We start from the raw sequence: 26,666 nt of genomic DNA on the forward strand, positions 1-26,666 counted from the left end.
ATATAGCTTTAAGGTGTTAACGTGCTGTAAACAAGCTAAAAAAGAAAGCTTGTATTAAAATATAAATACTATGTATGTTATTACTAAGTGCTGAAAAAAAGTCACCCGGTGTTGCTATTTATACCGGGTATAAATTTCATTATTAGTGCAAGAGCGCATAATATTTTGTTGCAAAGTTAGTTAATGTTATACTAATTTTGTTCACCCGCGCAGCTATTGTGAGATTATCGGCCATTATATCGTTACTACTGGTATCAACCATTGAAACCTCAATGGCACAAAGCGCCTATGTAAAATTGGGTGAGCAGGCCTTGTTGGATGGTAATTTCAAATCGGCCGTAAAGCAATTAGAGAAGGCTTGCCTGGTTGATTCAACCAACGCCAACGCCCTTTGGATGCTGGGTTACTCTTATTACCACAGCGAGAATTACAAAAAATCGATTGTTGCTTACACCAAGGTGCTTGCCATTAAACCGGTTGATGCTTCGGCGTATTATTACAGGGCGCGTTCAAAAAGCTTTTTAGGGCGTGATGTATCACTCTCGGTACAGGAAAAGGAAAAGCATTTGTTAGGAGCCATTCAGGACCTGACCAAAGCCATAGGCATCAGCGCCGACCCGAACGATATGAAATTGTATCAAAATCGTGGTATAGCTTACCGCGAGTATGGTATGTTCAAATTGGAGCATGCTGCCAACGGTACAGACAGGAATCGCGGTATCAACTCACTGCGCGCCTCAATTACCGATCTGGAAAAGGTGATGGAAAGCAATCCCGCCCGCAGCGATATATCAACGCTTATCGATCTCTCAAAAGAAAAGCTGGCCACCGCTACCGGCAAGCGCAATTAATTAAATATACTGTCAATATCGTAGCTGTTTTCGCCAAGCAGGCGTACATGCTGCACTTTGCTGATATGGTAAGCCGAGTCGGGGTAATAATTCAATTTCTCGGTACTGGTGTACAGCAGGTTGCTGGTATGATTAACAATAAGTATGGAGCTAACCTTATCGCCATTATTGGTAACGGTGATCGATTGGGTTTTAAGCTCAGGTAATTTAGCTTTGTAGATGGTGGTATTGCCGCGTTTGGTAACCGAGTAGCTGCTGCGCCAGGCCGGTTTATTAATGTCCGATCCGGTGAACAAACCCAGCTCATCCTTCCAGCTCGAAATACCCAGATCGTGGCTTTCGCTTTCCAGATTATGCTTCACAGTTTTTTTTACGTGCGGATGCTTTTGCGTCAGCCGGTCAACTTCGTTTCCAAAATAGCCCTTAACGTCAAAATACTGCTCGCCATTAACGGCCACATCAGGCTTGCATTCGCTAAAGCCTGATGTGATCGCTATGGATAATATGAATGTTCTGAAATGTTTATACCAATACATCGCCCGTCATTTCTGCCGGGATATTAACGCCCAGAATATTAAGTACGGTTGGGGCAATATCGCCAAGCTTTCCGTCTTTTACAGTTTTAACATCGCTGTCAATAATAACGCAAGGTACCAGGTTGGTAGTGTGCGCCGTATTTGGCGATCCATCCTCATTTATCATAAAATCAGCATTACCGTGATCGGCAATTATGATGAATGAGTAACCATTTTGTATGCCGGTTTCAACAACCGCTTTGGTGCAGGCATCAACTGTTTCGGCAGCTTTAACTACGGCCTCAAATACACCAGTATGGCCAACCATATCGGTATTGGCAAAGTTAAGGCATACAAAGTCAGGCCATTTTTGCTGCAATTCAGGGATGATGGCATCTCGTATACCCTCGGCGCTCATTTCGGGTTGCAGATCATAAGTAGCCACTTTTGGCGATGGGATCAATAAGCGTTTTTCGCCCTCGAATTCCTTTTCACGCCCGCCTGAGAAAAAGAAGGTAACGTGCGGATATTTCTCTGTTTCGGCAATACGTATTTGCGTTTTACCGGCATCCTGTAACACCTCGCCAATGGTTTTGGTCAGGTCCTCCTTGCGGAATACCACCTCAACATCCTTGAACGTTTCGTCGTACGATGTCATGGTTACATACTTTATTTTAAGCGGATGCAGATTGTATTCAGGGAATGGCTTTTGGGTAAGCGCCAAACTGATCTCGCGGCCACGGTCGGTACGGAAGTTGAAGCAGATCACCACATCGCCTTCTTTTATAACCGCTAATGGGCCGCCTTCGTTATTTGTTTTTACTATCGGCAATACAAACTCATCGGTAACGCCTTCGGCGTACGATTGCTCAATGGCTTCGGTAACACTTTGTACCGGCTTGCCGGTGCCGTTCACCAATAGGTCATAAGCTTGTTTTACACGCTCCCAACGGTTATCACGGTCCATTGAATAATAACGACCGATTGCCGATGCCAGTTTGGCCGAAGTAGGGGCTATGTACTGCTCCAGGTCGGTCACAAAACCTAAACCCGATTGCGGATCGGTATCGCGGCCATCTAAAAAGGCGTGAATATATACGTTATCCAAACCATATTGCTGGCTAACATCAACCAAACCCTTAAGGTGGTAAATGTGTGAGTGCACCCCCCCGTCAGACACCAGGCCGATGAAGTGCACATCCTTGCCGTTTTGTTTGGCATAATCAAAAGCATCCTTAATTACCGGGTTGCCGGCAAGTTCATTCTCATCAACCGCTTTATTTATGCGGCCAAGCTCCTGGTAAACCACACGGCCCGCGCCAAGGTTCATGTGCCCAACTTCGGAGTTACCCATCTGTCCGGCAGGTAAACCAACGGCTGTTCCTGAAGCTTCGAGTTTAGAATTTGGATATTGCTGTAACAGCGAATCGAAAAATGGCGTATTGGCTGTATATATAGCGTTCGACTGATCCTGGCGGCCATATCCCCAGCCGTCAAGTATCATCAGTACAAGTTTTTTGTTATTTTCCACATCGCAAATATAAAGGCCTTGTGTAAACTTTAATACTTTATAAGCAGTAATATGCTTGTTTTATTGTAATAATTTATTGTAAATTGCTAACGAGGATTATGAAAAAGCTGCATTTTTTGCCGGTATTAATTATTTTTTATCTGCTGCCAACCGCCGCGCTGGCCGACCAGATAGATACAATTGCCGAGCTGTTTAAACAAGGCAACGCCACCGACCTGACCAAGCAGCTGGCGCCCACGCTTGATGTTTCGCTGCTGAAAAAGGAGGATACCTACTCTAATACTCAGGCTGGTGCGCTATTAAGTAAATTCTTCACACAAAATAAGCCCAAAAGCGTTAAGGTTCTACATCGTGTAAATACAAGCAATACCTACCGGTTAGGTGTTTTACTGTTAGATACCGATAAAGGCGCTTTCCGTATATCTTTCACCCTGAACAGTGTTAAAGGCACGCTACAGATAATTGATCTGCGGATTGAAGCCGAAAAAGCTTAATAATTATCAATTGTTTTTATTTTTGGGGGCACTAAACACGCAATTTTGGACAAAGAACTGATCAAAGACTTTATAACCAACTCATTACACGAAGATGTAGGCGACGGCGACCATACCTCGTTAGCCACAATTCAGGCCCAAACCACTGGTAAGGCGCGTTTGCTGGTTAAAGAAGATGGAATACTGGCCGGTGTTGAGCTGGCCCTTTATATATTTAGTATTGTTGACCCTGAGCTTAAGGTTACCACCTTTTTAAAGGATGGCGACAGCGTTAAGGTTAAGGATGTAGCCTTTGAGGTGGAGGGCAGCGTGCACAGCATTTTGGTGGCCGAGCGCCTGGTGCTTAACTGCATGCAGCGCATGAGTGGCATTGCCACCCGCACCAGCCAGATAGTTGACCTGCTTAAAGGCACCAATACCAAAGTGCTTGATACCCGTAAAACCACACCGGGCATGCGTTACCTCGAAAAATGGGCGGTACGTATTGGTGGCGGCGTTAACCACCGCTTTGGGTTGTATGATATGATCCTGATCAAGGATAACCATGTTGATTACTCGGGCGGCATAAGGCGGGCTATTGAAAATGCAAGGCAATACATCGGCACATATAAAAAACTGGCCATTGAAATTGAGGTGCGTAACCTTGACGAATTGGAGCAGGTATTGCAAACTGGCGGTGTTGACCGTATATTGCTTGATAATTTTAAGTTTGATGTACTTAAACAGGCAGTTAACATTATTGAAGGCCGGTATATTACCGAGGCATCGGGCGGTATCACTATTGAAAACGTGCGCGATTATGCTGCCTGCGGTGTTGATTATATATCAATGGGGGCTTTAACACATTCGGTAAAAAGCCTCGATCTGAGCCTGAAAGCAATTAAATAAATGATAATAAACTATACGCTTAACAACTTTATTCACACGGCGGGTATATGATATCCATTTATTCAATTACAGCACTTATACTGGCTTACCTTTGCGGGTCTATACCAACGGCTGTTTGGATAGGTTTATCATTTTACGGCATTGATGTGCGTGAATATGGCAGCGGTAATGCCGGTGCTACCAACACTTTCAGGGTATTGGGTAAGCAGGCGGGCATCCCCGTAATGCTTATTGATATTTTAAAGGGATGGACAGCCACTAACCTTGCTTATATTATAGGTGTATCAACCACCGGGCCTCATAATTCTGTAGCCTTTACCAATTACGCGCTGGCCCTGGGCATAGCGGCGGTAATGGGCCACCTGTTCCCGGTATTTGCCGGTTTTAGGGGCGGCAAGGGCGTTGCAACATTGTTTGGAATGATATTGGCTATAAACCTGCACGCGGCCCTGCTTTGTGTAGTGGTGTTCATTGTTGTGTTGCTGGTAACCAAATATGTGTCATTAAGCTCAATAATGGCTGGTTTTACTTATCCCATCGGTGTGGCATTCATATTTCCGGTGTATATAAAATCGGTCATTATATATGGCATGTGCATTTGTTTGCTGGTATTGGTAACGCATCAAAAAAACATCGAACGCTTATTAAAAGGCAAGGAGTCGAAGGTTAATTTATTTAAAAAAAAAGTCACTTAAACTCTATGAAACCGTTTAAACCAATTGCAATGCTGGCCTTAGTAGCAAGTGTTGTTATTTATTCATGTTCAACCGTACCGCTCACCGGCCGCAGGCAGCTCAGCCTGGTTAGCGATGATCAGATAAACCAATCGGCGGCAGCCAGCTACCAGCAACTACTGTCAGACCCAAAAACAAAGGTAATTAGCGGCACAAGCGATGCTCAGCGTATAAAAACTATAGGCAACAAGCTGGCCGTAGCTATCGAAAAATATCTGAAAGATAATGGCTATGCCGATCAGTATAACTTTAAATGGGAATTTAACCTGATACAAAGCCCTGAAATTAACGCGTGGTGTATGCCGGGCGGTAAGGTGGCCGTATACAGCGGTATACTACCTGTAACTAAAACCGATGCCGGTTTGGCCGTTGTAATGGGCCACGAGATAGCCCACGCCATTGCCCGCCACTCGGCCGAGCAAATGTCAAAACAAATGGCCGCGCAGGCCGGTGGTGCCGTAGTAGGCGCTGCCTCAAGCGGACAATCGCAAGCCGCGCAGGCTGTAATTGGTCAGCTATATGGTGTAGGCGGTCAGCTGGCATTGTTGAAGTATTCAAGGGATAATGAATCAGAAGCCGATAGATTAGGTTTAACCTTTATGGCCATGGCCGGTTATGACCCTAACGAGGCGGTAGGTTTTTGGCAACGCATGGCGGCATCAAAAGAAGCCGGAGGCGCGCCTCCTGAGTTTTTAAGCACTCACCCTTCGGATGCTACCCGTATCCGAAACATACAAAACCGCATTCCCGAAGCGATGAAGTATTACAAGAAATAAAGTATTTTACATCCCGCCCCTCATAGGGGCGGGATTTTTTTTGATAATGGCAAAAATTAAATTCCTTACCGCTACGTGGAAAAACCTGGTGATGCTCAATTACGAGGTTGATCCGCAGATTTTGAAACCTTACCTGCCTGCCGCAACCGAACTTGATTTTTGGCAGGGCAAATGTTTGGTGAGCATGGTGGGTTTTCTGTTTAATAATACCCGTGTGTTAGGCGTAAAATGGCCCGGGCATGTAAACTTTGAAGAAGTAAACCTGCGCTTTTATGTACGGCACTTTGATGGTACCGAATGGAAACGCGGAACTGTTTTTATAAGTGAGATAGTACCGAAAGCGATGATACCCCTCATAGCCAATACCCTGTACAAAGAGCATTACCGCTGTTTACCCATGCGGCATGCCATCAATAAGGTAGATGCCCAGCATACGCAGTACCTGTACGAATGGCGACTAAATGGCTACTGGAATAAACTCGGCGCAACGGTAAACAACAATTTTGTGCCGATGACACCCGGCAGTGCCGAAGAATTTATATTAGAGCTTTACTGGGGCTACAACAGGCGTACGGATGCCGACTCGATGGAATACCAGGTAGAACATGTATCCTGGAGTACAGGCGAGGTGACGGACTTTGTGTTCGATGTAAATATTAAGGAATTATATGGCGACGCGTTCGTGCCATACCTGACGGTAAAACCCTATTCAGTTTTCTTTGCCGAAGGGTCGGAAATCAATGTAAGGGCTGCGAAACGGGTGCTGATTAATCGTGTAACTGTTTAATTGGGTTTTGTACTACCAGCGCACATAATTTAGTTGTAAATGAAACAGGTACTTATTGTCATAATTTTAATAAGCAACTGTTTGCAGTTGAGGGCTCAAAAGCAACCTGTTGATGCAGGCACGCTGTTGGAAAACATGTCGGCTGCTATATCAAGAAACGAATACCCGGGAATACATAGCATTTCCGTTTTGGTTGCTGATAGTTTAATATATGAGCAATATTTTAATGAATTTAGCCCTGATTCATTGCATGATTCCCGTTCTTCATTCAAGTCTATAACAGCCTTGCTGCTGGGTATCGCCATTGATAAGGGATTCATAAAAAGTACCGATAAAAAGGTTTATGACTTTTTACCTGAATATGCTTCATTACTAATCAATGATCCTCTGAGGAAACAATTAACCATACAACATTTGCTGGATATGCAATCGGGTTTTGATTGCGAGGAGTTTAACGGTACCAAAGATTGTGAAGATGAGATGGCCGGAAGTAATAACTGGGTTAAATTCTCGCTGGAGCGACCGATGAAAGATACACCGGGTAAAGTATTCGCTTATACTTCATGCAATCCGGTAATTATTGGTGGTATCATCTCCAGAACTACTAATATGTCAGTTATGAGCTTTGCCAGGCAATATCTTTTTGATCCTCTTGGCATAACTGATTACAAATGGACTGTAGACCCAAGTGGTAACGGAATGACCGGTGGTTCGTTCTACATAAAACCTGCGGACTTGTTAAAGATAGGCCGCTTGGTAAGGGATGAAGGTAAATGGAACGGCAATCAGATCGTTTCAAAAAAATGGATAAAAGCGGTGAATAATGTTGGAATACCTATCCCCCAATTTTCCTTTGCCAAAGTGAGCCAAAGTTCTTTACTGATACCGCAGCAAACGTTTTATGGTAATTACTGGTACCGCGAAGTTTTGGAAACGCCCAATTTGCACGAGGAATTATTATTTGCATCAGGCAACGGCGGCCAATACATTTTTGTTATTAAGCGATTAAACGCGGTAATTGTGTTTACACAGGGAAACTATAGTTCGTGGAAAGCCAAACAGGCGTTTGAACTGCTGGGCAAGTACATTATACCTGCATTAAGAAACAGCCGATGAGTTCAATACCTCCAAAATAGCTTTAGCCTTCAATAAACATTCCTCATATTCCTGCTCTGCATCGGCATTAAAGGTGATGGCGCTGCCGGTTTGGAAGGATAGATATTTGTTGTTGGCGTTGTACAGCAAAGTGCGTATCACTACGTTAAAATCAAAATCACCATCCGGGCTAAAATAGCCTATAGCGCCGGAGTATACGCCGCGTTTACTGCGTTCGTATTGTTCCATCAGTTGCATGGCGCTTACTTTGGGTGCGCCCGTCATGCTACCCATCGGGAAGGTGTTTTTTATGGCCTGCACATCGCTTATGGCTTCATCCTTTTGGCATACCACGGTCGATATCATTTGGTGTACCTGCTTAAAGCTGTACAGCCCGAACAGTTCCTCCGTTTTAACAGTACCCGGTTTGGCCGAGCGTGTCATGTCATTTCGTACCAGATCAACTACCATTACATTCTCCTGTAACTCTTTGGTGTGTTGCTTTAAGGATGCTTTGTTGGCTTCATCCTCGGCTGGGTTATCGCTACGTTTGGCGGTGCCTTTTATGGGTTGCGATATCAGCCTATCACTACGCCTGGCCATAAAACGCTCGGGCGAGGCGCAAATAATGTACTTATCCCTCAACTTAAAATAGGTAGAGAATGGGTTGGGAGAGATGCTGTTCAGCTTATTGTAAATATCCAGGGCATCTATTACCGTATCCTCAGCATAAAACTCATGGCAAAAGTTGGTTACGTAAATATCGCCACGGGCAATATGCTGCTTTATTTTGTTGGCCGTTTGCAGGTATTCATCTTTACTGAAACGCGTTTTTACATTGGCCGATACCGGCAGATCAGTTGCATGTAATGAAGTTTGCTCGATGTTCTTTAACACATCATCCGCATTATTGCTGATCACCTCAGCTTCATTACTTTTAATTACGATGATATGCTCTGGCGCAAAGAAATACATATCCGGAAAGTTCAAACCATCCTGATTGGTGGAGGACAGACTCTCCACCTCATTCTTCAGATCGTACCCAAAAAAGCCGGTTATCCAACCCTGATGCTTTTTCCTGAATTGTTCCAGCTGTTCAAAGGCATTGCCTGTGTTGGCGCTCAGTTCATCTTTTACTCCGACGGCTATCAGCGCTTCAAACCTGCCGTATTTATCGGTAAAGTTATTGGAGTTAAGGCAGCAGGCTACATCAAAGCTGTTGGCCCAGGCAAGTGCTTTTTGTTTAAATTCTTCCGGATTGTTTAGTGTGATAATCACTATGCAAAAATAGTAAAAACAAAAGGCCGGGAGTTAACCGGCCTTTCAATGTATCTGTATTTTGTTAGATGATACTTAGTGTAATATCAAAGTTTGTACCCTGTCTGGTCCAACAGAAAGGTATTTAACCGGAACACCCAGTTCAGCTTCCAGAAAATCAATATACGAGGCCAGTTTGGCAGGTATCTGGTCAAGCTCAGTAATACCGGTGATATCCTCGTGCCAGCCGTCAATTTCCTTTAAAACAGGTTTCGGTTCAATGGTGCAAATATCATACGGCATGTAGTCGATAGTTTCGCCGGCGTAATCATAATGCGTGCAGGCGTATATCTTCTCAAAACCGCTTAATACATCGGCCTTGGTCATTACCAGTTGGGTAACGCCGTTAAGCATAATGGCGTATTTTAAAGCAGGCAGATCAATCCAGCCTGTACGGCGCGGGCGACCGGTAGTAGCGCCAAATTCATGGCCTATTTTACGCAGTTCTTCGCCGGTTTCGTCGTGCAATTCGGTAGGGAAGGGGCCGCCACCAACGCGGGTGCAATAAGCCTTGAAGATGCCTATTACATCACCAATTTGCTTAGGAGCGATACCTAAACCGGTACACGCACCGGCAGCGGTAGTGTTTGATGAGGTAACAAAAGGGTACGAGCCAAAGTCGATATCCAGCATGGCGCCTTGAGCACCTTCGGCCAATACTTTTTTACCTTGTTTAATATGATCGTTCACTAAATGTTCTGAATCAACCAAAGGGAATTGTTTGATCAGGTCAATAGCCTCAAAAAATGCTTGCTCGCGCTCGCTGAAATCAGCCACTTCGCCGTAAAGCGATTGCAGCATTGATTTGTGTTTTTCAACCAGCTTATTGTAACGTTCCTTAAAATCAGGCAGGGTAACATCGCCAATACGCAAGCCGTTACGGCCGGTTTTGTCCATGTAAGTAGGGCCGATACCTTTAAGGGTTGAACCAATTTTACCTTCGCCCATTTTCTTTTCAGACGCGGCATCAAGCAATTGGTGGGTTGGTAATATCAGGTGCGCTTTTTTAGCGATCACCAGGTTCTTTTTAGCCAGCAGATCGTGGCCGGCATCTTTTAACTTATCAAGTTCCTTTTTAAGGGTGATAGGGTCAATAACCACACCGTTACCTATCAGGTTAAGGGTGTTATCAAAGAAAATGCCTGAAGGGATAGTGTTCAGTACAAATTTCTTACCATCAAATTCCAGCGTGTGGCCGGCATTGGGGCCGCCCTGAAAACGCGCTATAAGGTCGTATTCGGCGCTTAGTACGTCAACTATCTTACCTTTACCTTCGTCGCCCCATTGGAGGCCTAATAAAACATCAACAGCCATTATTTAAATTGCAATATTGTGTGAAAGGCGGCAAAGTTAAACTTTTCTGTCACAAACACCTTCTTTTAATTTAACACAATTTCCGTAAAGGTTAAGTGAGTGGTGTTTTATCTCGAATTTAAGGATATCGCCCATCATGCTTTGTATTTGCTGTATGCGCGGGTCGCAAAACTCAACCACCTTGCCGCAGTCAATACAAATAATATGGTCGTGCTGTTTAAAGCCGTACGATTTCTCAAACTGGGCCATGTTCTTGCCAAACTGGTGTTTGGTCACCAAATCGCATGATACCAGCAATTCGAGCGTGTTGTAAACCGTAGCGCGACTAACGCGATACTTCTTATTTTTCATGTGGATGTATAACGATTCCACATCAAAATGGTCATTACGAGAGTAGATCTCCTCTAATATAGCGAAGCGCTCAGGTGTTTTGCGCAGGCTTTTATTTTCAAGATAGGCCTCGAATATCTTCTTTACCAGTGCTATAGTTTCCTGTTGGGGCATAATTAGTAGTGCAGTAAAATAAAAAGTAAAGGTATTAATAATGGGCGAGAAAATAGTTGATTAGTGATCAGTTATTAGTGATTAGTTATTAATTATGATTTTGAATTGAAAATTGAGCGTTGAAATTCTAAATACTAATTAGGATTAAATTCTAAACACTAATTTCTAAATCCTAAAAATGTAGCTGGCAAAAACCAATCACCAACTACTAACCTCCAATCACTAACAAACTCATTTCTCCCCGCTACCTACCGTGGCTTTTTCAACGGCCGAGTCAAAGCGATCAACAGAGGTTACGCCGCGTACCTGTTTCAGTTTCTTCACCAGGTCTTCCAGGTGTTGGGTATCGTTCACGTAAACCATTATTGAGCCTTCAAAAATACCATTATCGCTATCAACGGTTATGGAGCGCATGTTCACCTTAAAATCGTTTGATATTACGGTGGTCAGCTTATTGATCAGACCTACATCGTCAATACCACGTATGCGCAAACCGGTTAAAAAGGCCAGTTCGTGCTGGTTTGTCCAGCGGGCTTTAACAATGCGGTAGCCGTAATTGGCCATCAGCTTGGCGGCATTAGGGCAGTTGGTACGGTGTATCTTGATGCCCTCGCTCACGGTAATAAAACCAAAAACATCATCGCCGGGGATAGGGTTACAGCAGTTGGCCAGCTTGTAGTCTATCTTCTGCATATCTTCACCTATCAGCAGCATATCGCTGTCCTTAGCCTTAATGCTCTTGATCAGGTTTTGTACCTGTTCGGCCTCTATTTTATCCTGCGGTTTGTTCTCAATTATCTTTTCAGATGCCTGGTACTCGCGCAGATCTTTTATATCAATAAGCCCTTTGGCCACATTATAAAACAGATCCTGAGTAGATAGCAGCTTAAAGTAATAGCTCAGCTTATGCAGGTTATCGGAGTTATAAGTTATCTTAAGCGATTTAAGCTTACGCTCCAGTATCTCTTTGCCATCTTCGGCAATCTTACGTTTTTCTTCTTTTAAGGCCGATTTTATCTTGGCTTTAGCCTTGGCGGTAACCACAAAGTTTAGCCAATCCTCTTTAGGTGTTTGCTTACCCGAGGTAATGATCTCCACCTGATCGCCGTTTTGCAGCTTGTAGTTAAGCGGCACCAGTTTATGGTTTACCTTAGCGCCTATGCAGCTTGCACCCACGTCTGTATGTATCTCAAAAGCGAAATCGAGCGCGGTGGCGTTAAGGGGCAATTGTATAAGCGCGCCTTTTGGGGTAAAGATGAATATCTCGTCCGAAAAGAGGTTCATCTTAAAATCATCAATAAAGTCGAGCGCGTTCGAGTCCGGGTTTTTCAATAGCTCACGCACCTTGTGTACCCATTGGTCAAGCCCGCTGTCTGTGCTCGATTCCTTGTACTTCCAGTGCGCGGCAAAACCCTTTTCGGCAATCTCGTTCATGCGGGTGGTACGTATCTGTACCTCAACCCATTGGCCGCGTGGTCCCATTACTGTTGTGTGCAGCGATTCATAGCCATTTGCCTTCGGCGATGATATCCAGTCGCGCAGGCGGTCGGGGTTAGGGCGATACAGATCGGTAACGATAGAGTAGGCCTTCCACGAATCAGATTTTTCACTCTCCGGCGGACTATCCAGTATAATGCGTATGGCGAACAGATCGTACACCTCCTCAAAAGGTATCGACTTTTTCTTCATCTTGTTCCAGATGGAATGGATGGATTTTGGTCGCCCGAAAACATCAGCGTGCAGGCCTTGGCCTTCAAGCGTGCGTTTTAGAGGCTCAATAAAATCGCGGATGAATTTTTCGCGCTCAGTTTTTTTCTCGTTCAGCTTACGCTTGATGAGCTGGTAGGTATCCTTCTCCATGTATTTCATGGATAGATCTTCCAACTCCGATTTTATGGCATACAACCCCAGGCGGTGGGCGAGGGGAGCGTACAGGTACACGGTTTCTGAGGATAGCTTGAGCTGCTTATCGCGCGGCATGAATTCCATGGTACGCATGTTATGCAACCTATCAGCCAGTTTTATCAGTATCACCCTAACATCATCAGCCAGGGTAAGCAGCATCTTACGAAAATTCTCGGCCTGTAGTGAGCTGTTGGTATCAAACACGCCCGATATTTTGGTGAGCCCGTCAATTATCTTGGCTACCTTTTTGCCAAACTCGCGCTCAATATCATCTAACTGTACATCAGTATCTTCAACAACATCGTGCAGTAAGGCGCATACAATTGATGTGGTACCCAACCCTATCTCCTCGGCGGCTATTTGCGCTACGGCTATAGGGTGGTATATATAAGGCTCGCCTGATTTGCGGCGCATATCCTTATGGCTTTCAACAGCCATTTCAAAGGCTTTGCGTATCATGCGCTTATCTCCCTTTTGCAGGGTTGATTTGCTTGCACGCAGCAATGCCCGGTAACGTTTTAGTATCTCATTTTTCTCAGCTTCCAGGTCAATCACCAAATCTTTCATGTATAGCCTTGCAGTGTAAGTATTTATAATTATTTTGTAACAAAAAATGTAAATTGCCAGTAATAACCAATTAGCTGAAAATTTGCACTAATTTTGCATACAAGTAAATATATGAAATTTATCGGTTTTATACTGTCATCCATTTGTTGTTGTTTGCCTATGCTGGTAGCAGCGCAAACTGATGGTGCCAAACCGCAAATGGTTTTAGGCAAAAACGATACCATCAAAACTTACCTTACCGAAAATAATGGTGAGCTGATGCCGTGGATAGTTTTGCAGGATATCAAGATAGTTGATACCCGTATATTTGCCAGCGAAGAAGATCGGCTTAAATACAAACGCCTGCGCTACAATGTAATGAAGGTTATGCCTTATGCCCGCTATGCCGGCGAAAGGTACCGCCAGTTGCAGCGCGACCTTGCACTAACATCCGACAAAAAGAAACAAAAGGAGTTGGTAAAGGCCTGCGAAAAACAGATAAAAGACCTGTTTAACCGCGAGATAAAAAACATGACCATTAGCCAGGGCGAGGTGCTGATAAAACTGATTGACCGCGAAACCGGTAACAGCAGTTATGCTATGCTCAAAGAACTAAAAGGCGGCCTGAACGCGTTTATGATGCAGTCGGTAGCGCGAATATTTGGGCATAACTTAAAACAAGAGTACGACCCTGAAGTTGAAAGGGATATTGAGGAGGTTATCCGCACATCCGGATACGACAGGGCTTATTATTAAAATGACCGAGAATACTATCTACCAGTACGACATTCAAAAGCTTAACGGCGATCATCTTAACTTAGCAGCATTTAAAAATAAGGTTTTACTGATCGTTAACACGGCATCGCAATGTGGTTTTACCCCGCAGCTTAAAGATCTGGCTGCCCTGAAACAAGAATTTGCCGGGCAGGATTTTGAGATACTTGCCTTTCCATCAAATGATTTTGGCCGACAGGAACCACTTGAAGGCGACGAACTACTCGCTTTTTGTGAAGCGAATGTGCCCAACTATATGGTGTTTGATAAGCTGCGTGTACGCGGCCCTTATGCGCACCCCCTGTTTAAATTTTTGGCTGATAAAAAGCAAAACGGCGTTTTAACGTCGACCCCTAAATGGAACTTTCATAAATACCTGATCGATCGTACGGGCAGGGTGGTCGACTTTTTTTATCCGTTCACCAATCCCACTTCATCCAAGATCCGCAAAAAAATTACCCGGTTGTTAGAGGCCGGTAAAGTTTAAAATATATGTTAAAATTAGATATACTGGTATTGTCTGTACATCCTGACGATGCCGAATTAGGTTGTGCCGGTACCTTGCTTAAGCATATCGCTTTGGGTAAAAAAGCAGGCATTATTGATTTGACCCTTGGCGAACTGGGTACACGCGGCACCGCCGAAATACGTGCCGCTGAAGCCGCCGCATCTGCCGAAATACTGGGCCTTGCCGTACGCGAAAACCTGGAAATACCTGATGGCTTTTTTGAGAATACCAAGGAGTACCAGCTAAAGGTTATTGAGGCCATACGTAAATATCAGCCTGAAATTATCATTACCAACGCTTATCATGACCGCCATCCCGATCATGGCCGGGCTAACCAACTGGTTGAGGCATCGGTGTTTTTATCGGGCTTACGCCGTATAGAAACATTTAGCAATGGAGAATTGCAGGATGTATGGCGCCCAAACCTGCTGCTGCATTTTATACAGGACAGGTATATACAGCCTGATATTTTAATTGATATTACCGAACATTGGGATAAAAAGGTGGCGAGTGTAATGGCTTTCGGCTCGCAATTCCATAACCCGGATTGGGACCCGAACGAGCCGCAAACCTACATATCATCTCCTGATTTTATTAAGGTGGTTGAGGCACGCGCTCTGGAGTTTGGTAAAAATATTGGCGTACGCTATGCCGAAGGTTTTACATCAACCAAAATACTGGGGGTTGATAACCTGTTTAATTTACGTTAAGGCTTAAGCCTTAACGTAATCAAAGCGGTTGTTATCGCGGCTTTTTTCGCGGCGTAATTTATCTTCATTCACCAGCTTAAGCAATATGCCTGATAGCTCGGATGTTTTAAAGTCTGAGTCGTAATGCTCCTTGCAGTAGTTAGCTATTGATGATATAGAGCGCGGTACATTGAAAAAATCGGTAGCAAGCAATTGGTTAAGTACACGGGTAGCGCCCGGTTTTTTGCGGATAGGCAGACCGTGGCTGCTTTCGCCATCGTTTCTGTAACGCTGGCCTCTGCGTCCAAACTCACCATCTTCAAACCGGTCGGCATCGATAAGCACATCAAACAGCTTTTCGGCAATCTTTACCTGCACGGCTTCTGATTTAAAAGTGTTCACCACCTCCGATATTTCGGTAAGTTGCTTCTTCAGTTTTTCCATTTGTTTGTTCATGACAGGATAGATCTGTTTGTTAGTTTCACATACCTATAAACAGTATGCGTGCCAAAAAGTATATGTATATAATAAGTGCTTTATAATCGTTAATAATACAAGTATAATAACGTGTTGTAACGATTATAGTACTTTTGAAATAAAAAAAGTGCCTTTTTAACGTCAAAAAGGCACTTGTAGCAATATTATTACACTATGCTTATAATTTAAGGCAATATTTTTTCGAGAATGTTTAACCCCTCGTCTATCTCTTTTTGCTCAATAATAAGCGATGGCCTGAAACGAATAGTACGTTCACCACAGCCTAAAAACATAACATTATGGCTCAATCCATCCTGCAAAAAGTTGTTCCGGGTTTGCTGATCGGCAAAGTCAAAAGCGGTTAATAAACCCTTGCCACGTATATTGCTTATTACCGATGTTTTTTGGGCTATGCGTGCCAGCTCGCTTTGCAAATACTCGCCCATTTTAGCAGCATGATCGCACAAGTTATCCTCCTCAACTATCTCCAATATTTTAGTAGCACGCACCATATCGGTAAGGCTGCCACCCCAGGTTGAATTTAATCGTGATGAGGTATTGAAGGTGTTATGCTCAACCTCGTCAACCCGGGTACCGGCCAGTATACCGCAAACCTGCATTTTTTTACCAAAGGCAATAACATCAGGGCGGGCTTTCTCACCAAAATGTTCGTGGCATCAAAACTTACCGCTTAGGCCAACGCCGGTTTGCACTTCGTCGTATATCAGCAGGGCTTCGTATTCGTCGGCCAGTTGGCGTAGCTGCTCGGCAAATTCACGGCGCATATGGTTGTCGCCGCCCTCGGCCTGTACAGGCTCCACTATAATGGCACATATATCATCCTTATTATCCTCAAAGGCTTTACGTATTTGAGCAACGGAATGGGCTTCGCGTTTCAGCAATTCATCCATACTTGCATCAGTAAGCGGGTAGCTTACATAAGGGAATGATACCCTGGGCCAATCAAACTTAGCGAACCATTTGGTTTTAACGGCCTGGGTATTGGTTAAACTCAGTGTATAGCCCGAGCGACCATGAAAGGCGTGCTCAAAGTGCAGCACTTTGTGGCCTTTCTCCTGCGTGTAACCACGGGCAAAGTTCTTTTGCACCTTCCAGTCCATAGCCACCTTCAGGGCGTTCTCAATAGCCAGTGCACCGCCCGAAATAAAGAAGGCATGTAGCAGATAGTCGGGCATGCCTACACGGGCAAAGGTGCTTACAAACTGGGCGTATTGCTCGGTATATATATCAGAGTTTGATGGATTGGTAAGCGCGGCCAGCAACAGGTTCTTTTTAAACTCCTCATCGTTCAGCATTTTAGGGTGATTATAGCCTAATGGAACGGACGCGAAGCAGGAGAAAAAATCGAGCAGGGTGCGTTTGTTCTTGGAATCGTAAATGCGCACGCCGAGGCTTTTCTCCATATCAAAGGTGAGGTCGAAACCATCAGCCAAAACATGCTGAGATAAAACGTTGTGCACGTTCTCCGGAGATACTTCTAAATGGTACATAACTTAGTAGGTTTATAAACAAACTTACTAAAAACGCCCAAATAATGAAATTTAAGCGGTTTTTGAACCGATGGATATAAAAAAATGGGTTTAAATGGTTTAAACCCGTTTTTTATAGAAAGGAGGATGATTTACAAGATCAATATTGTCGAAATATCATTATTAATAATTACCCGAAAGTGATTATGTGTTGATATGGTTAGATGCCGGTGAGCGAATTATTCGTTAGGTTTTGTATCTGATGTGAAAAGAAATGCCAAAGCCCCAACTACTATTCCCTGTAAGGGAGTCAGAAAATAATTAGATATAGAGAAAAGCTTAATAGGGTCTTCGTAAGGGCTAAAGGGCTGCATTAACATAACCAGGGTAAGCGCTATTAAATAAGCATATGATGTTGCTTTTGTGAGCGCTAAAAAATTCCCTTGTACCATTCTATCCTCTTTGGGTTTCATGGCAGCCGCGCCAATAACACTTACCATTAAAGTAAGCGTCGGAAAAACGGCAGGTATAAACCATGTCCATGCATCCTCTACATTATCGCCGTATTTACCGAGTATTGATTGCAGTATCAGTAAAACAAATGGTATACCGCCGCCGATGAACCATATTTTTGCCAGTTTATTTCGGGCTGTATCTAAATGAGTGTATTGGTTCATAACATTATCAGGCTTGCTATTGATGATCAAAAAGCTTCATTAATTTTGATTTTATTAAATGATCGGCCCCTGTAAGCGTACCCGGATTTAGCAGTTTGGCATCTTTTGAAACATCTTTTTTAAACTCATATATCAACACTGTGCAGTTGTGGTTGTTGCTTAGTTTATTTTTAGCTATTGGGTCGGGCAAAACATTTAAACCATCATGCAGCCAATTCATAGCTGTGCTTTGGCTAACGCTCCTACCCGAAGAATTAAAAGGCTGATCAGTAACCGCGAAAACTATTATCCTAAAGTGTCCATCCGGCGGAAACAGGAGCGCTTTTATATAAGCGGGAAAGCTCAGATTTTTCATTGGGCTTGCCTTTACGCTCCATCTTTCAGGCGGGTTAAGAGATTGACCGTCTTTAGTAATTTGCTCTATACGGGTTACCAAAGCAAAGCCATTAGGAATATAATAATATGATCTGTCGCTGTAATTTAAAGGGTCTAATACATTCTCCAGGGTTTTATTCATATCCCCGAGTGTTTTATCATCCTTAAAATATTTCTTTTTCAGTACGTGTCGTGCTGAAAATTCGGGTGGCGGCCATGGAAATAATGGTGTTCCATTGTCAATTTCTAAAGCGTAATTGTTATCGTCACCACCTAAATGCCCTGCCATTTGGCATGGCTTGCTGCACTTCCATGCTACACGCATAGGGCTCCAGATACCTAATGTTACAACAGTGATGAGCGAATAACCTAAGTTATTTTTAACGGTTACCTCGGCCATGCCTTTTGAACCCAATGAATCGCAAAGCGGTGTCGTAATGACTTGTGGTTTATTAACTAAGCCCCAAAATAATGAATGAACAGTTTTAGATCTAACTTCAGTTCCGGGCCCGGATTTAGTTTCAACTCGCGTAGTGTAACATCCGCTTAAGCATATCAATACGAGTAAAGAGATCAATAAATTGCAACTGCAATTGCGTTTTAAATCAATCATGGCAATAAGGTTAAAAAAAAGGTAGTGATTTGGATATTATGGGTTACATAAATGTAAACCTAATTTGCTTAATTGGTTGACCTATTGTGTCTTATGTGTAAAAAACTGTGCTTGTATAGTGCTTTTACGGTGTATTTATCTATAATGTGTTACGGATGTGCGAATGATAGAAGATTTCAAAACTTATCCTTCATCCCCAAAATGCCCATTAAACCACCTGTATGAACGGCCAGTATGCGGCTGCCAGGCGCGAATTGACCTTGTTTTAACCTATCAAACAAGGCGTACATCATTTTGCCGGTATATACAGGTTCTATCATGATGCCGGTGCTTGAAGTGAACATCTTTATAAAATTGATCAGTTCCGGTGTTGTTTTGGCATAGCCGCCAAAATGGTATTGGGTGTGCAGATGATAGGGGGCAGATGCATCGAGGTACTGATCAATATCGGCCCTTAAAAACTCGCCGCCTTTTAATGCCGCTATGGCATGGAATTCGGTATGGTGCCCATGTTTAGCCAGGCCATTTATAATGCCTGCCGCTGTGGTGCCGGTACCGCAGGCGCAAAAAAGGTGATCGAAAGCTGATGGTAATTCATCAACCAGCTCGCTGCAACCCAGCGCCGCCTCGGGCGATGCGCCGCCCTCGTCAATAAACAAGGCATCGGTATCATCAGCATAATGCTTGCTAAATATTGTCTGCTTATCGCGATAGCTTTCGCGGTCGGTAAATATTAGCTGCATGCCGTGCAGTCGGCATAAAAACAGGGTGTCGTTCTGCACCTCCTCGCCGCGCACAAAGCCCGTAGCCTTAAAGCCGAATTTAGCCGCCGCCGCCGCGGTTGCCAGCAAATGGTTTGAGTAAGCGCCGCCAAAGGTTACCAGGTGGGCTTTGCCCTCGGCCTGTGCCCGTTTTAACAGGTACTTAAGCTTACGCCATTTATTGCCCGATATAAGCGGATGGATCAGGTCGTCGCGCTTAATGAATACTTCCACGCCGTGCTGCGTAAACAACGGCAAACGCACCTGCTGTAGCGGACTAAATATTTCCAGATCCAAACTCATAAACTATAATACGGCAATAATATCAAATTGCAATATTAGCTATATATCGTTCGCCGTGCTAAATTTATTTGTCGGTTATGGGCACATCCTCGCCCACAAATTGTATTAGTTGTTTTGATTGGTCTATCTTAAATATCCACTTAACGGTTTCGCTCCATTCCGAATTAAGTTTTGACCCACGATGCCTGTGTTCTACCGTAAAATTACAAACAATGCTCCCCTTTAAGTTTTGCGGGTCAAAGGCATCGGTAACTATGTTAAAATCGGCTATTTCAGGTTCACCGCCTTTGTTGTGGTGATAGTAAAGGCAGCTTGTTTGCAGCACTTCGCTGTTCTCCTCGTCAAGAAAAACAGACCGGATAAATTCATCGGCGCTGATATTGGAGTCCAATAAATTGGTTAAATCGTCCTCTGATAATGATATGGTAAATTCTTCTTTCACAGTGATGCGGTTAAAATGGTTGTGGTTAAAAATGATTTTACGGCAGGCCGGTGATCAAGGTTACAAACCTTAAACGAATGCGCAACAATGTGTGTAAAAACGGTTACTTTTGCACAAATGGCCGAAGATATAGAATTGATAGAACAGGACGAGCAGGATCTGTACGAACACCTGCGTATAGTGGTTGATAAAGGTCAATCGCTGTTGCGTATTGATAAATTTTTGATGCACCGTGTTGAAAACGCGTCGCGCAACCGCATACAAAACGCCATTGATCTGGGTAATGTGCTGGTTAATGATAAGGTAATAAAATCGAGCTACAAGGTTAAACCGGCTGATGTTATATCGGTAGTATTGCCTCACCCGCCGCGCGATACCGAAGTTTACCCTGAGGATATACCAATAAACATTGCCTACGAGGATGATGATGTATTGATAGTGAACAAGGAGCCGGGCATGGTGGTTCACCCCGGATATAATAATTATACCGGTACGCTGGTTAACGCGCTGGTGCATCACTTTCAGCAACTGCCTACCATGCCGGGTAATGATGGCCGCCCGGGCCTGATACACCGTATTGATAAGGATACTTCAGGCTTGCTGGTGATCAGCAAGAACGAACGTTCTATGAGCTACCTGGCCAAGCAATTTTTTGACCACACCATCTACCGTAAATACATAGCCTTGGTTTGGGGCGATGTTGCCGAGGATGGCACCGTTACCGGCTACATTGGCCGCAGCCATAGCGACAGGCGTGTAATGAGTGTTTATGATGATGAGGAGAAAGGAAAATGGTCTGTTACGCACTATAAGGTGTTGGAACGCCTGGGTTATGTTACGCTGATAGAATGCCAGCTGGAAACCGGCCGTACCCACCAGATACGCGCGCATATGAAACATATTGGTCACCCACTATTTAGCGATGCTACTTACGGGGGCGATAAGATATTAAAGGGCACGGTATTCACCAAGTATAAGCAGTTTGTTGACAACTGTTTCGCCCTGATGCCTCGCCAGGCGCTGCATGCGCAGTCGTTGGGCTTTAAGCATCCTGCACAAAAAAAACAGGTGAGCTTTGAGGCGCCGTTGCCTGCCGATTTTGTAGCGGTTTTAGAGAAATGGCGTAAGTATGTAGCCACCGCCAATCATGATAACTTGTAATTTGCCCGAAACAATATAAGGCTATCATTGTCTAAAAACTCATATCTAACACCAAAACGCAATTACAGGGCATGCCTTTATACATCAATTTTAATGGTGAAATTGTACCGGCCGATACCAAACTTTTAACTACGGGCAACCGTGGTTTCAGGTATGGTGATGGCCTGTTTGAGAGCATGCGCCTAATGAAAGGAAAGCTAAAGTTTGCCGACCTGCATGCCGACAGACTGCAACGCGGCATGAAAGCACTTAAGATTGACGGCTACTCGCAAACGGATGCCTGGTTCCTGAAAAATAAGGCCGAAGAACTGGCTACCCGCAACAAGGTAAAGCACGCGCGTTTGCGCCTAACGGTTTATCGTGATGCGGAGGGGTTGTACACGCCATCGCAAAACAAAATGGGTTACTGCCTGGAGTTGCAACCGCTTGATGAGCCACGCTATTTTTTGAATGAAAAAGGGCTGATCATGGATGTATATACCGATCTGCCCAAGCCATCTAACTACCTGTCAAATATCAAAACCTGCAATTCGCTCATTTATATAATGGCGGGTATTTATAAGGAGCAAAACCGGTTGGATGATGTGTTTCTGCTTAACCAGAATGGTTACCTGTGCGAGGCCAGCAGTTCAAACATCTTTATTTGGTATAATAATCATCTGTACACTCCGGCTTTAAGCGAGGGTTGTGTGGAGGGTGTTATGCGCCAGGTTATTATCAATGTGGCCAAGGCCAACAAAATTGAGGTTACCGAGGCGCAGATAAACCCCGAGATATTGTATGAGGCCGATGAGGTGTTCCTAACCAATGCTACCCGTGGCATACAATCAGTAATGGGTTTTGGCGTAAAGCGCTATTTTAACCGCCTGAGCAAAGGCCTGATGGACGAGCTGAATAAACTCTAAACTTATTTAAAGCGGATGGCCTTAACAGGCTGTATCTTGCTCACCAATGCTGATGGTATTAGCATAACCAGCAGGCAGATAACCAGCGTGCCTATATTCAACAGAACTACATCCATTACATTAAGCTGTACCGGTACGAATGACATGTAGTACGATGCCGGATCGAGCTGAAAGAAGTGGGTTTTAAATTGAAACAGGCTCAACCCCAGGCCGAAAATATTGCCTAATATCAAGCCTAAGCCTATCAGGTAAAAGGCGTTCAGTAAAAATACTTTTTGTATGCTCCAGTTGTTGGCACCCAAGGCCTTGAACATACCTATCATGGAGGTACGCTCCAGTATCATGATCAGCAGGGCTGATATCATGTTGATCACCGCTACTATAAGCATTAGCACCAGCATTACACGGGCATTAACATCAAGCAGTTTAAGCCACTCAAATATGGTAGGGTAGTTTTGCTGTATGGTGTATGATTTTAAGCGGACAGGTATTACAGTATCTAAAAAGGCGTCGGCTTTCGCCAGTCTGTCAAAGTTGGCTACGCGCACTTCATAACCGCCAATTTCGTTGCTTTCCCAGTTATTCAAACGCTGTATCAGCGCCAGGCTGCCGATTACGAAGGTTTTATCAACCTCATCAACCCCCGAACTGTATATGCCACTGATAACCAGCTTACGCTTGCGCAAGGGCTCCTGCACAAAATACATCAGTATATCATCGCCCACCTTAAGCTTTAGCCTGTCGGCCGTTTGGCGCGATACAATGATCTGCTCATTAGCCTTTACCGAATCGCTAAAGTTGATCACATCACCTTCGAGCAAGGTTTTTTTGAATACCTGCCAGTCGTAGGTTTTATCAACGCCTTTCAGTACAATGCCCTCAATTTCGTCATTGGCCTTAATAATGGCCGGTTTTGTAGCAAAAGGCTTTATGCTGATTATCTCTTTATTATGGAGCGCCTGTTTTACAAAATGATCATCCTTTACAAATGGGGAATTTTCGTAGGAGTTGTTGAGGTCGAACTTTACTACCTGCATATCTCCGGCAAAGCCGCGTATCTTTTCGCGTATTTCCTGCTTAAAGCCCTTTACAATGGCTAATGAAAGTATCATTACCCCGAGGCCGAGCATAATGCCCACCACGGCAATACGCACGATCAGTTTTGAGAACGTGCGCCTGGACTTAAAGGTGATGCGGCCGGCAATAAACGACGAAAAATTCAAAGCAGTATGATTTTTGTAACTTCGCAAATATGCGGTTTTGTCGCTAAAAAACGTTTACTTAAAATAACCAATAGAAAAACATAAAATGATACATACTACCATATTTTTACGTTTGGCTACCACGGGCATGTTGCTGGGCGCTACTACCTGCGGCCAGCCGACCACAGAAAACCAGACGGCTACCGTTAAAACCGATACCGTTGCCGTAAATACCAATGCCCCGGCAACCATAGTTACCGCTGCCGACCGTACCGATGCCTACATAGATCAGCTTAAGGGTAAGAACGTGGGTATGCTTATCAACCAAACATCTATCATTGGCACCAATGGCAAGCTTACGGTTGATAGCCTGCTGAAAAGCGGCATCAGCATAAAAAAGATATTTGGCCCTGAGCATGGTTTTAGAGGCAACGCCGCCAATGGCGCCAAGGTTGGCGATGAGGTTGATCCGTCTACAGGGTTGCCGGTGGTATCGCTATACGGAAAGCACTACAAACCCACTCCCGAGGATTTGAAAGGCATTGATATTATGGTGTTTGATATTCAGGATGTGGGCGCGCGTTTTTACACCTATATATCAACCCTGCACTACCTGATGGAAGCCTGCGCCGAAAACAAGATACCGCTTATGGTGCTTGACAGGCCTAACCCAAACGGTTTTATAATTGATGGCCCTATTATGGAGCCTGCCTATAAAGGTTTTGTGGGGATGCACCCTATACCCATTAGTCATGGTATGACAATGGCCGAGTATGCCCAAATGATAAACGGCGAAAAATGGCTCAACAAAGGGATACAATGCGATTTAAAGATAGTGAAGATGGAGGGCTATACCCATCAGTCAGATTATACTTTGCCTGTACACCCATCGCCCAACCTGAATACGCAGCAATCTATTTTATTGTACTCAAGCATTTGTTTGTTTGAGGGCACTACGTTTAGTTTGGGCAGGGGTACTGATTTTCCGTTCCAGGTGGCGGGGCACCCGTTGTTAAAGGGTAAGTTCGATTTTGAATTTACGCCGGTAAGCATCCCGGGAGTGAGCGATAATCCGCCGCAAAAGGGTAATGTTTGCTATGGTATCGACTTGCGAAAATACGATGCATCGATATTCAAAAAAACAGGCAAGCTTAACCTGAGCTGGGTGATTGATATGTACAAGGTTTTTCCGGATAAGAGTAAGTTTTTTAATGCTTATTTCCTGAAATTGGTGGGCACAAAAAACTTACAGCAACAAATTGTGGCCGGTAAAACCGAGGCCGAAATAAGGGCCAGCTGGGAGCCCGGCCTGAGCAATTTTAAGCAGATGCGTAAAAAATATTTGCTGTACCCTTAAAATGGCACAAAACTGAATTTTGTTGCCAAACAATTCGAGCCAGTTGCTTATTTTTATGCAATACATCTAAAATAATATCTACCATGAGAATTGTATTTATGGGCACACCGCAATTTGCCGTAGCATCGTTAGACGCGTTAATAACAGCCGGTTGCGATATAGTGGCTGTAGTTACAGCCCCTGATAAGCCCGCCGGAAGGGGGCAAAAGGTAAGCGAGAGTGCCGTAAAACAATATGCCGTAGCTAACGGAATTAAGGTATTACAACCCGAAAAGCTAAAAAGCCCCGATTTTTTAGACCAGCTTGCCGCCCTTAATGCCGATTTGCAGGTGGTGGTAGCCTTCCGCATGTTGCCGCAGGTGGTTTGGAGTATGCCTGCAAAGGGTACTATAAACCTGCATGCCTCGCTGTTACCGCAATATCGTGGTGCCGCGCCTATAAACTGGGTGCTTATTAATGGCGAAAGGGAAACCGGTGTAACCACCTTCTTTTTAAAACATGAGATAGATACCGGCGATGTATTATTCACCGAAAAAGTAACTCTTACCGGCCAGGAAACCGCCGGCGATCTGCACGACCGCCTGATGAATAAAGGCGCGGGCCTGTTGGTTAAAACAGTTAAGGCCATTGAGAGCGGCCGCTACCACGAACATCCGCAGCATCAGTTAGCTACCGGCGAGGAATTGCAACACGCCCCAAAACTAACTAAGGAGTTGGGCGCGATAGACTGGACACAACCTGTAGCAAAAATATATAACCTGATACGCGGCCTCAGCCCTGTACCAACCGCTTACACTACCCTTAACGGCAAGGTATTAAAAATATACAACGCCGAATACACCGAAACCGAACCCGGCATACAACCCGGCGGCTTTTTAAGCGATGGTAAAACCAACCTTAAGTTCGCTGCGCCCAACGGTTACATATCCCCAACGGATGTACAGCTGGAAGGTAAAAAGCGAATGGGCATCGAGGAGTTTTTGCGAGGGGTGAGGCTGTAGTTTCCTGCTTATTTCTTCAGCTTTTTGATGTGGGCCTCGGCCATAGCCTTTGTTTTGGCATCTAAAGCGGCAGCGGTGCTGTCAAGCCGTTTAACATTCTGGAATTTCGAGAGATTGCTGTTTTGATATTTCTCTAACACAGCCAAAGTTGCCGCGATTTTCAAGGTAGTGTTATAATTTTGAATGCTGGTATCGTGCCTGGCGATGCTCAAAACAGTTTCATTAAGTGCCTTGGTTTTACTTTTGTATTGCTGCTCACTTAATGCGAGTATTTGTAATGAGCTTTTCTTTAGAGCACTGTCTGTAATCTCTTTCGCGGCTATCTTTCCGGCAACATAGTAATCGGTTGATTCGCCATTGAATAGCCTGTAGTTTTTCAGACTATCGTATTTAGTTTCCTTAAAACTGATTATCGCCATATTAAGATCATGCAGATCTGAATCTTTTTTAAGCAGATCGTTATATATCTTATCAATCGGGCTTGAATATTCCCTGCTGTCCGAAAGTCTTGACGCGTATTGTTCGTCTATTACCGGTTTAACCGCTTGTTTATTATTTTCATCATTTGATGAACAAGAAAAAAGCGAGGTAATTATAAGTGTGTAAAAATGATTTGTGATAACGGTTTCATGCATTAAAAATAAAAAAGCGATGGCAGTAATACCATCGCTTTG

Annotated in this window: 27 protein-coding genes and 1 pseudogene; 14 read left to right on the plus strand and 14 right to left on the minus strand. The window is 44.2% G+C overall.

Annotated elements, in window-relative coordinates; translation table 11 throughout:
• The first annotated feature begins 218 nt into the window (after positions 1-218).
• Positions 219-851 carry a tetratricopeptide repeat protein gene (locus IM792_RS08115; protein ID WP_194101324.1) on the plus strand — a complete coding sequence of 211 codons (633 nt, stop codon included), beginning with the start codon at positions 219-221 and terminating at the stop codon, positions 849-851.
• On the opposite strand, the gene IM792_RS08120 is transcribed toward IM792_RS08115, so the two are convergent.
• Both IM792_RS08120 and gpmI read right to left on the minus strand, forming a co-directional pair.
• Positions 848-1,387 (minus strand): hypothetical protein, encoded by a 540-nt coding sequence (locus IM792_RS08120; RefSeq protein WP_194101325.1) that lies wholly within the window; start codon positions 1,385-1,387, stop codon positions 848-850. The genes IM792_RS08115 and IM792_RS08120 overlap by 4 nt on opposite strands.
• Positions 1,374-2,897, minus strand: a complete 1,524-nt coding sequence (gene gpmI / locus IM792_RS08125; protein WP_194101326.1) for a 2,3-bisphosphoglycerate-independent phosphoglycerate mutase — start codon at positions 2,895-2,897, stop codon at positions 1,374-1,376. The genes IM792_RS08120 and gpmI overlap by 14 nt, the downstream gene beginning before the upstream one ends.
• 98 nt (positions 2,898-2,995) lie before the next feature.
• Here gpmI and IM792_RS08130 point away from each other — a divergent pair, with 98 nt between their 5' ends.
• Genes IM792_RS08130 through IM792_RS08155 form a run of 6 tightly spaced genes read left to right on the plus strand, consistent with a single transcriptional unit; the run spans position 2,996 to position 7,692 of the window.
• The gene (locus tag IM792_RS08130) at positions 2,996-3,391 is read left to right on the plus strand and encodes a DUF4783 domain-containing protein (protein ID WP_194101327.1); all 396 of its coding nucleotides are present in this window, start codon (positions 2,996-2,998) and stop codon (positions 3,389-3,391) included.
• Between the two features lie 45 nt (positions 3,392-3,436).
• On the plus strand, positions 3,437-4,279 hold the full coding sequence (gene nadC / locus IM792_RS08135; protein WP_194101328.1) for a carboxylating nicotinate-nucleotide diphosphorylase: 843 nt from the start codon (positions 3,437-3,439) through the stop codon (positions 4,277-4,279).
• Positions 4,280-4,326: 47 nt separating this feature from the next.
• Positions 4,327-4,974, plus strand: a complete 648-nt coding sequence (plsY, locus tag IM792_RS08140; protein ID WP_194101329.1) for a glycerol-3-phosphate 1-O-acyltransferase PlsY — start codon at positions 4,327-4,329, stop codon at positions 4,972-4,974.
• Positions 4,975-4,979: 5 nt separating this feature from the next.
• The gene (locus IM792_RS08145; RefSeq protein WP_194101330.1) at positions 4,980-5,789 is read left to right on the plus strand and encodes a M48 family metallopeptidase; all 810 of its coding nucleotides are present in this window, start codon (positions 4,980-4,982) and stop codon (positions 5,787-5,789) included.
• A gap of 46 nt (positions 5,790-5,835) precedes the next feature.
• Positions 5,836-6,576, plus strand: a complete 741-nt coding sequence (locus tag IM792_RS08150; protein WP_194101331.1) for a DUF2071 domain-containing protein — start codon at positions 5,836-5,838, stop codon at positions 6,574-6,576.
• A 39-nt stretch (positions 6,577-6,615) separates the two neighbouring features.
• A complete protein-coding gene (locus IM792_RS08155; protein WP_194101332.1) occupies positions 6,616-7,692 on the plus strand; it encodes a serine hydrolase in 1,077 nt (358 codons plus the stop codon).
• On the opposite strand, the gene IM792_RS08160 is transcribed toward IM792_RS08155, so the two are convergent.
• The 4 genes from IM792_RS08160 to IM792_RS08175 form a co-directional block, all read right to left on the minus strand.
• Positions 7,675-8,949 (minus strand): anthranilate synthase component I family protein, encoded by a 1,275-nt coding sequence (locus tag IM792_RS08160; RefSeq protein WP_194101333.1) that lies wholly within the window; start codon positions 8,947-8,949, stop codon positions 7,675-7,677. The two genes, IM792_RS08155 and IM792_RS08160, sit on opposite strands and share 18 nt — an antisense overlap.
• A gap of 75 nt (positions 8,950-9,024) precedes the next feature.
• The gene (locus IM792_RS08165; RefSeq protein ID WP_194101334.1) at positions 9,025-10,302 is read right to left on the minus strand and encodes an adenylosuccinate synthase; all 1,278 of its coding nucleotides are present in this window, start codon (positions 10,300-10,302) and stop codon (positions 9,025-9,027) included.
• Positions 10,303-10,338: 36 nt separating this feature from the next.
• Complete coding sequence (locus IM792_RS08170; protein WP_194101335.1) at positions 10,339-10,806, minus strand: transcriptional repressor; 468 nt, start codon at positions 10,804-10,806, stop codon at positions 10,339-10,341.
• A gap of 231 nt (positions 10,807-11,037) precedes the next feature.
• Positions 11,038-13,278, minus strand: a complete 2,241-nt coding sequence (locus tag IM792_RS08175) for a bifunctional (p)ppGpp synthetase/guanosine-3',5'-bis(diphosphate) 3'-pyrophosphohydrolase (protein ID WP_194101336.1) — start codon at positions 13,276-13,278, stop codon at positions 11,038-11,040.
• 111 nt (positions 13,279-13,389) lie between these two features.
• Here IM792_RS08175 and IM792_RS08180 point away from each other — a divergent pair, with 111 nt between their 5' ends.
• The 3 genes from IM792_RS08180 to bshB1 are packed head-to-tail and all read left to right on the plus strand — an operon-like array spanning position 13,390 to position 15,249.
• Positions 13,390-14,013, plus strand: a complete 624-nt coding sequence (locus IM792_RS08180) for a DUF4294 domain-containing protein (protein ID WP_194101337.1) — start codon at positions 13,390-13,392, stop codon at positions 14,011-14,013.
• Position 14,014: 1 nt separating this feature from the next.
• The gene (locus IM792_RS08185; protein WP_194101338.1) at positions 14,015-14,518 is read left to right on the plus strand and encodes a glutathione peroxidase; all 504 of its coding nucleotides are present in this window, start codon (positions 14,015-14,017) and stop codon (positions 14,516-14,518) included.
• 5 nt (positions 14,519-14,523) lie between these two features.
• Complete coding sequence (gene bshB1, locus IM792_RS08190; protein WP_194101339.1) at positions 14,524-15,249, plus strand: bacillithiol biosynthesis deacetylase BshB1; 726 nt, start codon at positions 14,524-14,526, stop codon at positions 15,247-15,249.
• Between the two features lie 3 nt (positions 15,250-15,252).
• On the opposite strand, the gene IM792_RS08195 is transcribed toward bshB1, so the two are convergent.
• From IM792_RS08195 to IM792_RS08220, 6 genes and pseudogenes are all read right to left on the minus strand, one after another.
• Positions 15,253-15,672, minus strand: coding sequence for a hypothetical protein (locus tag IM792_RS08195; RefSeq protein ID WP_194101340.1), 420 nt, complete (start codon positions 15,670-15,672; stop codon positions 15,253-15,255).
• A 218-nt stretch (positions 15,673-15,890) separates the two neighbouring features.
• Positions 15,891-17,216 (minus strand): annotated as a pseudogene (gene lat, locus IM792_RS08200) (L-lysine 6-transaminase).
• Positions 17,217-17,434: 218 nt separating this feature from the next.
• A complete protein-coding gene (locus IM792_RS08205; RefSeq protein ID WP_194101341.1) occupies positions 17,435-17,872 on the minus strand; it encodes a hypothetical protein in 438 nt (145 codons plus the stop codon).
• Positions 17,873-17,888: 16 nt separating this feature from the next.
• Positions 17,889-18,860 (minus strand): hypothetical protein, encoded by a 972-nt coding sequence (locus tag IM792_RS08210; protein ID WP_194101342.1) that lies wholly within the window; start codon positions 18,858-18,860, stop codon positions 17,889-17,891.
• A gap of 176 nt (positions 18,861-19,036) precedes the next feature.
• Positions 19,037-19,924: a pyridoxal-phosphate dependent enzyme gene (locus IM792_RS08215; RefSeq protein WP_194101343.1), complete on the minus strand. Its 888-nt coding sequence runs from the start codon at positions 19,922-19,924 to the stop codon at positions 19,037-19,039.
• A gap of 64 nt (positions 19,925-19,988) precedes the next feature.
• Entirely contained in the window at positions 19,989-20,366 is a 378-nt protein-coding gene (locus IM792_RS08220) for a hypothetical protein (protein WP_194101344.1), read from the minus strand.
• Between the two features lie 117 nt (positions 20,367-20,483).
• Between IM792_RS08220 and IM792_RS08225 the strand changes: the two genes are divergently transcribed.
• Together IM792_RS08225 and IM792_RS08230 are read left to right on the plus strand one after the other, a co-directional pair.
• A complete protein-coding gene (locus IM792_RS08225) occupies positions 20,484-21,527 on the plus strand; it encodes an RluA family pseudouridine synthase (RefSeq protein WP_194101345.1) in 1,044 nt (347 codons plus the stop codon).
• Between the two features lie 71 nt (positions 21,528-21,598).
• Complete coding sequence (locus tag IM792_RS08230; RefSeq protein ID WP_194101346.1) at positions 21,599-22,432, plus strand: aminotransferase class IV; 834 nt, start codon at positions 21,599-21,601, stop codon at positions 22,430-22,432.
• Positions 22,433-22,434: 2 nt separating this feature from the next.
• On the opposite strand, the gene IM792_RS08235 is transcribed toward IM792_RS08230, so the two are convergent.
• Positions 22,435-23,655: an FtsX-like permease family protein gene (locus IM792_RS08235; protein ID WP_194101347.1), complete on the minus strand. Its 1,221-nt coding sequence runs from the start codon at positions 23,653-23,655 to the stop codon at positions 22,435-22,437.
• Between the two features lie 85 nt (positions 23,656-23,740).
• On the opposite strand from IM792_RS08235, the gene IM792_RS08240 reads away from it, so the two are divergent.
• Positions 23,741-24,991: a DUF1343 domain-containing protein gene (locus tag IM792_RS08240; RefSeq protein WP_194101348.1), complete on the plus strand. Its 1,251-nt coding sequence runs from the start codon at positions 23,741-23,743 to the stop codon at positions 24,989-24,991.
• An 83-nt stretch (positions 24,992-25,074) separates the two neighbouring features.
• Positions 25,075-25,992: a methionyl-tRNA formyltransferase gene (gene fmt, locus IM792_RS08245; RefSeq protein WP_194101349.1), complete on the plus strand. Its 918-nt coding sequence runs from the start codon at positions 25,075-25,077 to the stop codon at positions 25,990-25,992.
• 8 nt (positions 25,993-26,000) lie between these two features.
• On the opposite strand, the gene IM792_RS08250 is transcribed toward fmt, so the two are convergent.
• Positions 26,001-26,627: a hypothetical protein gene (locus tag IM792_RS08250; RefSeq protein WP_194101350.1), complete on the minus strand. Its 627-nt coding sequence runs from the start codon at positions 26,625-26,627 to the stop codon at positions 26,001-26,003.
• Between the last annotated feature and the right edge of the window lie 39 nt (positions 26,628-26,666).

It is taken from the genome of Mucilaginibacter sp. JRF, assembly GCF_015223065.1.
In the GTDB taxonomy this organism is placed as follows: domain Bacteria; phylum Bacteroidota; class Bacteroidia; order Sphingobacteriales; family Sphingobacteriaceae; genus Mucilaginibacter.